Consider the following 13,671-nt stretch of genomic DNA (forward strand, 5'->3'; position numbering starts at 1 on the left):
CAGAACATTATAAAAATAAGGTCATGAGTACAGGAAAAGAAAAATGCGAAATGCTAAAAGCAATCAGAAAACAGATTGCAGAACGATACAACTTAGAGTACACACCATCAGAATGCACTCACAAAGGAAATTGCCTTGGTACATGCCCTAAATGCGATGCCGAACTCCGTGACCTTCAAGAACAGTTAGAACGAAGAGGAATAACGGATATTGATTGGAATGTGGAAATTCCCGAAGAGGAAAGTAGTGTAGATCCAGAGGATTCTGCCCGCTCTATTCTGCAAGGTGATGTTGAATCACCGAAAGAGCCTGAATTGATAAAAGTAACAATGGGGATGCCCGCTCCTCCATACCTATATAGAGATAAAAAACGCGTTCTCTACAAGGAGTGTCAGGTAGCAGGTATTACGTTCCATAACCTTGAAGAAGTTTGGGATGAGTTATATGAGGGGGCTGAACTTGCATTAGTCAGAGAAAAAGACAACAAGCACGACAAATATGCTATTGCCGTAGCCTTGGCCGATGATTATGATGGGGAACCGGATGACTTTGATTTTGACTACATCTTGGGATATGTACCTCGGTCGGATAATAAGGATTTGGCTGACATGATGGATATGGGTTGGGCAGAAGCTTTTGAATGTGAGCTTAGTCAGGTCAACGGTTCTAACCCCTATAAGGGAAGTCTGTGGATGAAGATATACATCGTCAGCAAAGACGAGGAAGAATATGAGAATACAGAACACCTGTTGCATGCCATGGAACTGGATGATGAAGCATACGAAGAGTTTACCACTTGCATAGAAAATCATGGCTGTGCTTATTTTAGGTGGGGAGGTTTCCAACCGTGTGAATACCACAATTTCCCAAAGAAAGGCGATAAAGTTGTATTCATACACAAAGGAGAAAATATCTCAGAATTATATCTAATGTATTGCATAGCTGTAGGCGATGATAATGCAGCCTACTTCGTAGAGGACAAAACCTCATTACATGCTATTGATGACAGTTGCTATTATGTGTTCACTACCATTCACGGCCCACTAAAGGTAAGCAATAATCAAATTTCTTTTCTTGAAGATGAGATTGTTTGCGATATTCAAGCTGATGAATACCTTTCAGAAAATGCTTCGACCAAACTACAACTATTATTTGATAGCAGGAAATAAATATGATAGGCACAATTATTGGTGATTTGGCGGCTTGGACGTATGAGAATGAGAGAGAAACATTTTGGAATCAACTCATATCATACAACTATGATAAAGTTGAGTTGTCCCTATATGCTCATGCTTATTTGCAAGCAGTCAGCATAAATGTACTTAGTGTACCCAATCAAAATGTCAACATAGTAAGGAATACAGAATGGTCACCCGAAGAATGGCTAAGAGTTGGCGGACAGTGGTTGATGTGGCAACTTATGTGTGCTTGGAATGACAACTTGGTTTACCCGAATGGTAACGAGAAACTTCCTTCTGTAGAAAAGGAGGAATACTATGCTCGAATGTTTATGGTAGGACTTATCAGAAAACTCCGACATGGCTACACTAAAAGCGATGCTTATCACTCTGACGAAATGTTTGTAGATTTTAGCAAACATTGGAAATGGAAACCTTGGCAAGAATCTATTTCAGAAAAAGATAATTATAGCATCCTTACCTGTGTGTTTCGTGCTTGGGACTCTTTCTATAGAGGCTTTGATTTCACCTCCTCCATTCATAACGCAATGAAATGGGAAGGAAATAGACATCTTATAGCTATGCTTACCGCTTCGTTTGCAAGTGCCATGTATGGTTGCCAATACAATCTTATCAAGAAGAAATTTGCGAAGAACGGACAAATAAGCCACTTGTTTGAATTGTATTGCTTAGGCGAACATTTTGGCTATCATCATGCCTTATGTCACGAAATGATGGACGAAAACAACGGATTCAGGACATTTTACCCCAAGAATAGAGCTTTAACAAACGTGGAACGTCATTTTTGGCAAAGTGTAGCAAACCCTTTTGACCGTCTTATATTTTCAGAATCAGATTATAAAAACATAATGAAGTGCTCACCGACGGGATGGGATAACAGATATGGCTTATATTTGGATGATGGATGGTTCTATGTATATAGGAGTGGATGCCTAATAGGACGTTTCATGTTAATAGAAGAAGATGGCTATTGGCTGATAAAGAACGTACAATTATCGGGCGAACAACCATGGAGAGAGTTTTGTAATGCCTTATTCTGTGCGTTGACAGAAAGCTGCAACTTACGTGGATTTTCAGGAAAATATGAAGATTATGCTTCAATATTCAAGTATTATCAAGGAGAACTGACCTGTCCAGAAAAGTGGAAAAATAACGTATCAGGAAAGTTTTGGCACGGAGAAATGATGTTCTGCACTAATCATATCAGCATTGAAGAGTGGACGAAAAAAGCCGAGAATGCTCTCAAAAATATGGAACCCGATAAACAGAAATACGCAAAATCCATGTCTCTTCGTCAGTTTGGTGTGATATTATTTATTGAAACCCTATATAGTAAATGGTGTTCTTACGATAATATGGATTGGATATATGAGTATTAGATTGATTCTATTCAAATAGATTTCGCTATAAATCACAAAATCACATTCTTAAAAGGCTTATATTTGCAGATTATAAGGAATTAGTTGATAGCATATGCAAAAGCTCCGTTGTGTAGTAGAACGAATCACCTACCAAAATCCCGAAAACGGGTATTCGGTGATGAGGGTCAAGGTCAAAGGATACAATGACCTTGTAACCCTTGTCGGCAATCTGTTGGAAGTGCCGGCAGGGAGTGTTCTGCTGTGCGAAGGGGATTGGAAAGTGGATAAGCGATACGGCAACCAGTTTGTAGCGGAGAGTTGGGAAGAGGTCATGCCCGCCACCATCTATGGCATAGAGAAGTACCTGGGCAGCGGACTGGTGAAAGGCATCGGCCCGAAATTCGCCCAACTTATCGTCAGTCGTTTCGGACTGGAAACCATCGATGTGATTGAAACCGATATTGAACGGCTCCACGAAGTGCCCGGCATCGGCAAGAAACGTGTGGAGAAGATTGCCGAGAGTTGGGAGAAGCAGAAGGACATCAAGAACGTGATGCTCTTCCTGCAAGGTTATGGAGTCAGTACCGCATACGCTGCCAAAATCTATCGTCAATACGGAAAAGAAAGCATTGATACCGTCAAGGCCAATCCCTATAAACTGGCAGATGACATCTGGGGCATCGGTTTCAAGACAGCCGACGGCATAGCCGCCAAGATGGGTTATGAGAAGAACGACCTTCGTCGTTGCAAGAGCGGCATCACCTACACACTCAGCCACCTTTCCGAAGAAGGACACGTCTATGCCGAAGAGGAACAACTCCTGAATGCGGCCATCGAACTCTTGAAGGCGGACGAAGAACCCATCCGTCAGGCTATGTCAGAAATGTTGCAGAGTGAAGACCTGATACAAGACGGTGACGCACTCTATATGCCACCCTTCTATTATGCAGAAGTAGGAACAGCCAACCGTCTGAGCGGATTATTGAATAATGCGGACGGAAATCTCTTCCAAAAAGCATTAGACATCGCTGCCATCTCCAAAGCCTCCGGCATAGAGTATGACGAAGTGCAGGTGGAAGCCATCCGTGAAGCAGTCGCCTCCAAGGTTATGGTGCTGACAGGTGGTCCCGGAACGGGAAAGACCACCACCACACAAGGAATCATCGCAGCCTTGAAGAGCATGGGACTGAGCATCCTGCTTGCCGCACCTACCGGACGAGCCGCCAAACGAATGAGTGAAGCGACAGGGATGGAGGCAAAGACCATCCACCGCCTATTGGAATACAATCCGAAAGACGGTTACAAACGCAATGACGAGAACCCGTTGGAAGGGGATGCCCTTATCGTGGACGAATGTTCCATGATAGACATCATTCTGATGAACAACCTGATGAAAGCCTTACCAACGAATATGCGCCTGGTATTGGTGGGCGACATCGACCAGTTGCCCAGCGTAGGTGCCGGAAACGTACTTCGTAACATCATCGACTCTGAGAGAATACCGGTCATCCGCCTGACACGCATCTTCCGACAGGCACAGACCAGCCGTATCGTCATGAGTGCCCATGCCATCAACAAGGGACAGTTCCCCGACACCAGCAACGGCAAGCAGACCGATTTCTTCTTCATGCAGATAGAAGAACCGGAACAGGTGGCGGAAACCATCGTCAAGTTGGTAAAGGAACGATTGCCCAAAGCATACAACCGCCCGGCAAGCGACATCCAAGTCCTCACACCTATGCAACGAGGGGTGGTAGGTGCAGCCAATCTGAATATAGCCCTACAAGCCGTTCTGAACACCTCCCAGTTGGTACTGACCAGAAGTGGTTATTCCTTCCGTCAAGGCGACAGAGTGATGCAACTCCGCAACAATTATGACAAGGATGTGTTCAACGGTGACCTGGGATATGTAGAGAAAGTGAACTTGGAAGATAGAACCCTGCAAGTGGACTTCGATGGCAAGTTAGTGGAATACGAAGTTTCGGAACTGGACGAGCTGACCTTAGCCTACGCAACAACCATCCACAAGTCGCAAGGCTCGGAATATCCCATCGTGGTGATGCCTGTCCTGATGACGCACTACGTGATGCTCCAACGCAACCTTATCTATACAGGTATCACCCGTGCTAAGAAGATTTGTGTACTGGTAGGAACAAAGAAAGCATTGTCTTTCGCCATCCGCAATATGTCGGTGCTGAAACGCAACACGAAATTGAAAGAACGGCTGAATCCGGCATTAACACAACCCGGCAAAGCCACGTCCCCCAAAGAATATATGCTTCCGACACAAACGGAGTACGGCATGGTAGCAGAAGAGAAAACTGAATACGGAAAGAAATAGTATCATCATATTATATTTGCCCCAAAAGTAGATTATGAAACACGCTGAATTTAAGGCTATAGCCAGACAACATCAAATAGATTTCAAGGTCAATGACCCGGAGATTAACATTGCCGCTGATAGATTTCCTATCCGTACTATTCGGAAGAACGGCAAGAAATATAAGATAGAGGTAAAAAGTTCTTTAACTTGGAAGGATTGCCGTGATGAGCATAACCTTTATCGCATTTTCTTCAGCGGATTCCGAAAAGAGATAACGGAAGAAGTTGACAAAGAAGCTTCTTTGACAAAAGGGCAAATGGTTACAAATCTTTTGCGCAGCGAACACATCCCATACAACGTATTCTTTCCCATGCGACATGACCTGGATGGGACAGCCCGCCTGTTCAATCGTATTCTCGGAGAGGAACGAATAGCTACCATCAGCCAGATACTTGTTGAGCATAACCCCGGAGGGCTTAAAGATGGCACATCCTTTGATGTTTACATCGAATATGCTCCCATGGGAGCAAATCCCGGTGAGAAGGGCGGCATTGGCATTGAGGTGAAATACACGGAAAAGGAGTATCTTATCAAGCATGGCACGAAAGAATGGGAAGAAACACATAATGCTTCCGGCATTCATCTTGCAGACAATTACAGCAACCCAAGCAATGCCTGCGGCTGGTTCAAACCGGAGTTTATAGCAGACGTACCGTTTGAAGACAAAGAGAGGATGACATCCCATGTGACAGCCAACCGTTACCGCCAGATATGGCGCAACCACATTCTTGGTGCATCCATGATACTCGGATTGTGCGAGAACCAAGATGATAAACTTACGGAGTTTACAAGTCTCACGGTTTATCCCAAAGGAAACGGGCATTTCTCGGAAATCTGGGGCGAATACGAATCCAAGCTGACTCCGGCCGGATTGCAAACATTCAAGCACATCACCTACGAAGATCTGTTCCCCTTGATGCAGGAGTGTCTGAATGAAGCCAACATTCCTAATCTCAATGAGTGGATGGATTACCTTAACAGACGATATATCATAAAATGAGAATTTTACACCTATCAGATACTCACGGTTGCCATCATCGGCTATACGACTTGCCCGAAGCGGACATTCTTGTCCATTCTGGTGATTTCACTATGTCAGGAAGCGAGAAGGAAGCCCTTGACTTCTTGAACTGGTTTTGTGACCTCCCATATCCGCACAAGATATTCATCTGTGGTAACCATGATGAATGTCTGTATGGGGCAAACATCAGTGGCCTTAACAACAATGTCCATTATCTATGCAATTCCGGTTTGGAAATTGAAGGTTTGAAGTTCTATGGTGTACCCATGTTCATGAGTGACTGCATCAGTGACCGACAAAACCGGAACTATGCCGAAATACCTTCCGATACCGATGTGTTGATAACGCATTGTCCGCCATACGGCATATTAGACTTTGATGATAACATAAACTACGGCTCGGAAGAATTGTTGCAACGGATTACACAGATTCATCCACGGCTGCACTTGTTTGGGCATATACATATACAACATGGAATTACCCATAATGGCGCAACCACATTTTCCAACGGTGCCATTATGAACGTAGATTATTCTCAACTCAATGATGCTAATCTGATAGAGCTATAACTCTCTTTATATATGTTCAAACTCCGACCCACGCCTCACGGCGGAAGTCGGAGTTTGAACATATATAAAGGAACTTATGCTGTTGCCCTTTTTGCCTCCAAGAAGCGGTGGGCATTATCATTCACCAACTTGATAATCCTATCGTGGTATTCAGTGTTGCTGTTGCAAACTCCACGACTTTGTACTACTTTCCCTTGGCTCAAACTGAACTCCACGGTCTCGATGCGGTTTCCTTGATGGTCGTGAGCCGATAGAATAACAGAGTCAGTCTTGGCATAGTATTCGCATTGGAAAACACAATGCTTCATCTTGTTACCCTCTTCCTTGTAAGCCTCCAGCGAATCCAATACGGAAATTTCTATATCTTCATCGCTGATGACAATGCCGAAGAAGCAGGACTTGTTCCTGTAAAACTCGGCTTCGTGTGCCTTGGCTTTTGCCATCCGCTCCATATCCCTACGCTTTTGCTCAATGGCATCCGCTTTCTTCAACCAATGGTCATGCCCGGTTTTCAAGTTTATCGGACAGATATACTTGACATTACGGATGTCCTTACCGCACTTGTCAAGCAAGCGGATGATGTCGCACCAAGTACCGAAGTCCTCAATCCGATAATGATGCCGTGAAGCTACTTTGTACGACTGCCAACAGTTATTAAGGTCGAAAGCGTGATAGACAAAATACTCAACCGCCTTGTAGTCTCTCGTTTTCATCATTGTTTCCATCCGGTGGTCAGATAAGAGAGATTTCATCAGTTTGAGCGGATGGCAATCGGGCAATTTGCCTTTCATTCCGTTCCGTCTCAATTCGGGAAGGGCAGAATAATAAGGATAGATATAAGTATCGGATATGACCATATAGATATCAGACAATCTCCTCAACTCTATCGGACTGGCAAAACTAAAGCGGTCTTGATAATAACCTCTGGTTTTCATTCTTGAAGTAACCGCCACTTGTCCTTTGGCATTGAGCCACAAACGGCATATTTCATAATTATAGAAATCCATCGGTTTCCCTTTGTGGTAAATGACCGTCAAAAGGAATACTCGCTGCACTTGCAATCCGTCAATCGCTTCAAGGGTAGAAAAGTAGCTCCTCTCCTGGTACTTGCGCTTCAACGTATCGGTTACTTGCAAGCGGTGTCCGCAATGAGGACAACGTACAAACTTACCTTTTCCCTCATAATCAAACTTTTCTCCGCAATCGCCACACGTACATTTACGGTTTGATGTACGGAACGCAATGTGTTTCACGACGTTTCTTATTGCCCACTCCACGGCTTTAGAGCCGATGGCGGTCAGCTTCTCATTGGAAGCTGCCACCAATTTCTCAAACTTGTTTCTTGGTTTCATACGCTTAAAAATCAAATAGTGATAACTCGGTTTGTTGGGGAACTTTGGGTTTGCTTGGCTTGGGTCGGGAGTTTCTGACTTGTATCTTGCGAAACTCCTCCTCTTGATAGCGTTTGAGGGCGATGTCCCTTTGTTCAGCCTTTTCCTCCTCTGTCAAGTCTATATGGTGGTTCACTACAACATTACAAGATAATGGCTCGCCAATTATCAATGTTGGCTCTTCTGCTGCATGGACTGCCATAGAGAACACCTCCATATCGGAAAAACCGCAACAACCTGAATGTTGAACTTCATTGAAAATATAAGTTACAATATCATCAATGCTACGTGCTGTAGCTTCATACTTGGCACGAAAAAGTTCATCCTCCTTTGCTCGGTTATCAAGGTAGTTTTTGATAATCTCTTTAAATTGCTCTGTTCCTTTCATATATGTTCGTTTTAAGTTGTTATACATTTACTATCCTATCGGCAACCTCTCTAAAAGTTCCTCCAATGGGATGGTATTGATGTCCTCACTGCGGAACAACACTTTCCACTCCGGCTTAACCAACAAGCGATGGAAACACTCAACCGAAAAGCCTTTATTATTAGAGTAGCACTCTATCAAAGCGAAGTTCTTGCCATCCTTGCGGATATGAGCATAATCGGGAGCCATACCGAAAGCGCATCTGCGGATGTCCTCTCTGTTCCACAACAAGGTCAGTTCGTAAACATTCCCTTTGAGGTTTATCTTTTCCTCTCTGTCTTTAAGTGTGATTGCCATATGTTCTAATTTTTTCCCTTTTGTTTGAAGCCTTTTGGCTTCTCGCTTCCGGGTGATTTTTACGATGCCATCACACGGAGGAACAAGGGGCGTAAGGCAAATGTGGCAAGCGGAAAGAAAGAGACGGAATACCCAATTTGGCACAAATTGCGGAAGGCTGCCGTCTGCTTTCCGTGCAGACAAGAGCAGCGGCATTTGCTGTCGGCACCGCCCTCCGTTACTTTGTATCGGGAAATAGAACCGGGAGCGCGGATGACCGAATGAAGATAACAGGCACAAAAATCCCCGACACCCTTGAACCTTGCGGTTCCCGGATGCCGGGGCAACACATTATGAAAGAGGAAAAATATATTTTCTACATCAAAGGAATCTCAAAAGACTTGATGACACAATGAGCCTCTTTGTCTAATATGAACCAGTATTCGGAATGATAAGGCTTGCCATTGGCATCAACATTTTTGTATTCAATCTTGACTTTCCAACCGGTAAATGATTTTTTGACATTATCATTTGACTGTGGAGTCATAGAACGAATTACCGACATCGCCTCCATCTGACGCTCCATCAGTCCGGCAATCTCCTTGTCGTCAGGATTGAAGTTCTCCAACCCGTCAGTCAGTATCATCACCTTCTCGTTGATTTTCATCATCGCCATAGAGAGAATCATCTTCTCGTCCATCGTAATATACTCCCTGCCAAACACGGAATCCGGCTGGCTGATACCGATAATCTTGACAGCTTTCGGATTATCCACCGAAGCCTTCAATGCCAGTTCAGCCACCTCGACGGCACGCTTCTTCGGATTATAACCACGGAAAACGAGATAACCCACAACGCCCCAAAACAGAATAATCGAAGCCAATATAATGGCTAATCTTGTACCCGGTCTCATATCTTCACAATTTGGAGTTTGTCAGGAGAGACACCCAGACGCTTGCGGTACACCGAACCGTCCTCACGATACATCTCCAGTTCATTAGAAGTGATGCCTTTCTCACAAAGTTCCTTGGCTTCAGCCAAAGTTACCTGATGCCCACCGATATTTCGCCAGATGGCAAACGAACAGGGAGATTCCTGATTGCCATAGTTGGAACAGTTGAAGGCACGACTTCCCACACGGATTTCACCGCCACAATGAGGACATTTACCGATAACCGCCTGCATATTGATGTTCCCGTCATCAGCCAGTTCAAGTACGGTAGGAAAGGCTTTTCCTTCCTTGCTGGTGAAGCCATCCAATAGAACGGAACGATTGGTAAGCAGTTCTGCTATCTCATTATCCGCCATTTTACGGTTGCCAAGAATGGCATTGATGTTCAGCACACACGAGGGATGTTCTCCCATATTATTCTCGCAGCGATAACCCTTGCAGGTCTTCACTACGTTGCCGCCACAAAAGGGGCAACGACCAATGATTTTCTTTTCTGTTGTCATTGTCATACTATTTGAATGTTGATTATACGTTATTTGATTATTATTCTAATTGAGTTCTAAATCCATTCGATTTACCATTTAAGCAAGTAGCCTTGATTCCATTCCGACACAATGCCGTCAATGATATTTTTGCCAGACATCACACTTGCCCAACCCTCCGGGTCAAGAGAGAACCAGAGGTCATTCCAGGATAAGGTACGAACCTGCCATGCCAATATGAATAAATCCGTGTTGATGGCTTCCAGTCGGGTCACCACCTCATTGGCGATATAGTACCGCTCGGAGGAGTTGAGCAAGTTCACCTTGTGCTTCTCGTTCTTCCCGTCCCCACCGGGCACGTTGTAACTGCCCGAAGTCACTAACTGTTTCATGAACGGATAGAGAGCCGCCATCTGTGTTGCCGCATCCGTCAGCTCGTCCGACACGATGGCAGCGATAGCCGTACCTTTCAGATTATGCCCGACAGATTTGGTCAACAGGCTGCAGTTCTTTGGTATCTCAGTCGTAACCAATTCCCCTGCACGTTTAATCTGGTAGAGGTTCTGCATCGCACCCTGCGCATTGGAGAGGTATTCCAGCATCTTGTTCTCCACAGAGTGAATACGGTCAAGGGCCAAGGTCACGGCTGTCTCGGCAGCGATAATCTGTTCCTGTCTTTTCTTACGTTGCTTGTGGATATTCTTCAATTCCACCGTCTGGGCAATCACCGCACCCGTCAATGCCGGGTCGGTCTGCTGGGCAAATGTAGGCAAGCCGTTCATCAGGGAAACTGATAGAATGGCCAATGCCGCCACTTTTGATTTTATTCTTATCATATACTTCACATTTTAAGACCTGCATTTCTGCGTTCAGTCAAGTTGTGTTCACGTTCCTCTTTATGCGGAGAGATTATCGGCATCATCGACTTGTTCATCAGACAGTCGTTCCAATCCTTGAAAGCCTTGGGTGGTAGCCATTGACCCATCTTGTAACGAATGGATAGTTTCTCGCTGACCTGTGCCGTTAAAGAGCGTTCCGTATTCAATTCAAAGGACTTTCCTTTGGCTTCAATAGAAAGAACATCATCCTTTTTACTGATTTTCATTGGAATATCCTCCAGTATCGCCATCATACGCAATCCATAGATACGTCCGGCTAAATCATTGTCGAAACAGTCAAACGCCCTCGCATTAGGGAAACGTGCCATAGTCTCGGTTATCTGCTTGTCAGAGAACGTACCACCCAATGAGACCAAAGCCACATCCGTACCTAACAGTATCTTGTTCATTTGATAGAAAGCCATTGCATCGAAAGCTGACTCACAGAAGAACACGCTTCGTACAGCCTCACGATTGCCACCTGTCAGGTCTGCTACCCAAGCCGAAGAGGACGAATCCGTACCTGCCGCCTTTGATTTGTAACCGCCATAGCCACGAATCTCGTAGCCGTTGGCTTCGTCACTATGTCCGTTGGTATAAGGAAAACCGATGTTGTAACCGTCAAATTTTCCGTTCCGCTTATCTCTGACAAGAAAAATAAAAGATGAAAGTTCTTTCACGGTATCATCCGAAATGCCCCGTTGGGAGAATAGTACCGGTATTTTGTTGGTATCAATCGGCTTTACTTCATAGCGTGATTCATCAAATACGGCATCGTGTCTGACAGATTTGATATACTCTCTATCTTCCCGGTATTCGGGTTCGGGCATATTGGCAAAGCGTGCCATTACTTTGGCAATCTTCTGCCAATCGTCCTTACCCGATACCAAGAATGAATTGAGATTCTCACGGATGAGAGTGACCACATCACCTTTGGAGCCATCCCTGCGGAAGAAAGTCTGAGCCGCCTTGTTATGCGGATGGCTTACAATGAGGGTGTCACGTCTGTTGTTGCCTTCGCCCAATACCAGCTCGATATATTTGCCGACACCGGCTTTTCGGTCCAGACGGTAGCCCAACGTATAAGCTACGTCATCCACACCCACACGGGATTTCATGTCTTTGAAGTTTACTTTGTAATCACTCATAATCGCTAAGATTTACAGAATGATTACAAGCTAATCCCGGAACTTACCTTCTGACTTCTCCGCATAACTGTCAACTCCGGCTCGTATGTCTTACGTGCCGTCATATTCAGAAATGCCGACTTATCTTTTTGGTCAGTAAGCTGAAAGAACGTTTTTGCCGTGTCCTTGGTAACTTTCTTCAATCCCAACTCCACACCATTGTAAGAAGCACGGATGGCATAGTCACCGGAACGGGTCTTGATAATGGCGGCATTCTTGAAGGGAATTTCCTCATCAGCACCCAAGGGAGCAAAAGGGTCGTTCTTGGCAAGGTAAGGCTGTTCGCCCAATGCCAACCGTTGCTTGTCCACGTGGTCAAGTATCAAGTCTGATGCCTTGTTCACATCCGCCATGATGGAAACGATGAATTTCGGTTCCTTCTTCAGGACACCAATCCACGAATCCAGATAGGCTGCTGAGTTGTCCGTTATCTTGGAATCAAATCCCATCGAATGGCTGATCATGGCAGCCGTCAGTTCCGCCACCAATTCCTCCTTCGCATATTTCGGGTCTCCGAACTTGCCACCCATTTCTCGGTTCAGTCGTTCAGCCGTCATGGTCGAGTGCGTCATTTCGTGGAGCATGGTGGAATAATACTCCATACCTCCGCGATAGATTTCCTCCGGTGTATTACCGATGTTGAACTGCTCCTTCAAGGGAACAACAATCCGGTCTGCCAAGGGAGAATAATAAGCACCGTCCACCCGCTTGTCCGCCTGTATCGGGCAGAGCCACCCTTGGGTCTGTACCATACGGTCAAGAGCGGCATGGGCATACATACCTTCGGTATCTCGAAGCTCCGGTACTTTGAATTTATCCAGCAGCTTTTGCATACGTTCCGGCTGTACCTCTGCCAGATTGGTCTGCGCCACGTTATAAACCGGGAAAGCCTTGATAAAAGGTATCGCTTCCAAATCTTTCCGTTCCTCGCGGCTCATGGCACGGTATTCATCCGAACTGATTTTCTGTCCGTTCTTGTCCTTCACCAGCATATCCCAATAGACCACCGGAAAGGCGTGTTCTCCTTTCAGTACATGGGCTTTGAGGTTATGCGCCTGCTTGAAGGTCAGGTAAACAGGGAGGTCATAACCATTCGCTGCCGTATGAAGTTGGAGGAACAACGAGTTGGAGCCGGAATAGTTCCTGCCGCCCACGTTCTGCGGCAAGCCGGCATAACCCGATGCACCGCCAATCCAGCCTTTCTTCCAGTCGGAGGCTTTCATCTGCTCCATACGGTCAATCATCATCGCCGCAAACTTATCCAAAGCGACCTGACCGGCATTGCCCGAAGCTGATGGATTGTAATTAGTTCCAGATGCCATAGTCCTCGTCGTCCATTACCTGACGGTCCATCTGTTCGATGTCCGTCTGCTCGATATAAAACTCTGCGGATTCATCCGAGGGGTCTGTGCCGTGGGTACGGCACCACTCTAAATAATCCTGTTCGTTCTCACTCTCCATGACAAAACGGAGATAACCGATTTTACCCTCCTGAAGGAGTTCCACCAACTCCTCGTGCTTCATTTTTTCACTCATATCTTGTTT

The 13,671-nt window shown here is 45.3% G+C and carries 14 protein-coding genes; 5 read left to right on the forward strand and 9 right to left on the reverse strand.

The features are described 5' to 3' along the window. The first annotated feature begins 23 nt into the window (after window positions 1-23). The 5 genes from C5S62_RS12640 (at window position 24) to C5S62_RS12660 (ending at window position 6,533) form a co-directional block, all read left to right on the forward strand. Window positions 24-1,169 (forward strand): HIRAN domain-containing protein, encoded by a 1,146-nt coding sequence (locus tag C5S62_RS12640; RefSeq protein WP_016212955.1) that lies wholly within the window; start codon window positions 24-26, stop codon window positions 1,167-1,169. A 2-nt stretch (window positions 1,170-1,171) separates the two neighbouring features. Continuing rightward, window positions 1,172-2,578, forward strand: a complete 1,407-nt coding sequence (locus C5S62_RS12645; RefSeq protein WP_016212954.1) for a hypothetical protein — start codon at window positions 1,172-1,174, stop codon at window positions 2,576-2,578. Between the two features lie 94 nt (window positions 2,579-2,672). Further along, window positions 2,673-4,901 carry an ATP-dependent RecD-like DNA helicase gene (locus tag C5S62_RS12650; RefSeq protein WP_104368789.1) on the forward strand — a complete coding sequence of 743 codons (2,229 nt, stop codon included), beginning with the start codon at window positions 2,673-2,675 and terminating at the stop codon, window positions 4,899-4,901. Window positions 4,902-4,935: 34 nt separating this feature from the next. Further along, a complete protein-coding gene (locus C5S62_RS12655) occupies window positions 4,936-5,943 on the forward strand; it encodes a hypothetical protein (RefSeq protein ID WP_104368790.1) in 1,008 nt (335 codons plus the stop codon). Next, window positions 5,940-6,533: a metallophosphatase domain-containing protein gene (locus C5S62_RS12660; protein ID WP_016212951.1), complete on the forward strand. Its 594-nt coding sequence runs from the start codon at window positions 5,940-5,942 to the stop codon at window positions 6,531-6,533. The genes C5S62_RS12655 and C5S62_RS12660 overlap by 4 nt, the downstream gene beginning before the upstream one ends. A gap of 74 nt (window positions 6,534-6,607) precedes the next feature. Here C5S62_RS12660 and C5S62_RS12665 read toward each other — a convergent pair whose 3' ends face one another. The 9 genes from C5S62_RS12665 to C5S62_RS12705 form a co-directional block, all read right to left on the reverse strand. Next, a complete protein-coding gene (locus tag C5S62_RS12665) occupies window positions 6,608-7,885 on the reverse strand; it encodes a PcfJ domain-containing protein (RefSeq protein WP_016212950.1) in 1,278 nt (425 codons plus the stop codon). Between the two features lie 4 nt (window positions 7,886-7,889). Further along, window positions 7,890-8,312 (reverse strand): PcfK-like family protein, encoded by a 423-nt coding sequence (locus tag C5S62_RS12670; RefSeq protein WP_016212949.1) that lies wholly within the window; start codon window positions 8,310-8,312, stop codon window positions 7,890-7,892. 30 nt (window positions 8,313-8,342) lie between these two features. Continuing rightward, complete coding sequence (locus C5S62_RS12675) at window positions 8,343-8,648, reverse strand: hypothetical protein (protein ID WP_016212948.1); 306 nt, start codon at window positions 8,646-8,648, stop codon at window positions 8,343-8,345. Between the two features lie 355 nt (window positions 8,649-9,003). Further along, window positions 9,004-9,540: a hypothetical protein gene (locus C5S62_RS12680; protein WP_016212947.1), complete on the reverse strand. Its 537-nt coding sequence runs from the start codon at window positions 9,538-9,540 to the stop codon at window positions 9,004-9,006. Next, window positions 9,537-10,082, reverse strand: coding sequence for a topoisomerase C-terminal repeat-containing protein (locus tag C5S62_RS12685; RefSeq protein ID WP_016212946.1), 546 nt, complete (start codon window positions 10,080-10,082; stop codon window positions 9,537-9,539). Before C5S62_RS12685 ends, C5S62_RS12680 begins: the two co-directional genes overlap by 4 nt. A 71-nt stretch (window positions 10,083-10,153) precedes the next feature. Continuing rightward, window positions 10,154-10,897 (reverse strand): hypothetical protein, encoded by a 744-nt coding sequence (locus tag C5S62_RS12690; RefSeq protein WP_104368791.1) that lies wholly within the window; start codon window positions 10,895-10,897, stop codon window positions 10,154-10,156. A gap of 5 nt (window positions 10,898-10,902) precedes the next feature. Beyond that, complete coding sequence (locus C5S62_RS12695; RefSeq protein ID WP_104368792.1) at window positions 10,903-12,087, reverse strand: toprim domain-containing protein; 1,185 nt, start codon at window positions 12,085-12,087, stop codon at window positions 10,903-10,905. 23 nt (window positions 12,088-12,110) lie between these two features. Next, entirely contained in the window at window positions 12,111-13,448 is a 1,338-nt protein-coding gene (locus tag C5S62_RS12700) for an ArdC family protein (RefSeq protein ID WP_016212943.1), read from the reverse strand. Further along, entirely contained in the window at window positions 13,432-13,662 is a 231-nt protein-coding gene (locus C5S62_RS12705; protein WP_016212942.1) for a hypothetical protein, read from the reverse strand. The genes C5S62_RS12700 and C5S62_RS12705 overlap by 17 nt, the downstream gene beginning before the upstream one ends. Window positions 13,663-13,671 lie beyond the last annotated feature (9 nt).

Origin of the sequence: Prevotella sp. MGM2, assembly GCF_002933955.1 — a bacterium.
In the GTDB taxonomy this organism is placed as follows: domain Bacteria; phylum Bacteroidota; class Bacteroidia; order Bacteroidales; family Bacteroidaceae; genus Alloprevotella.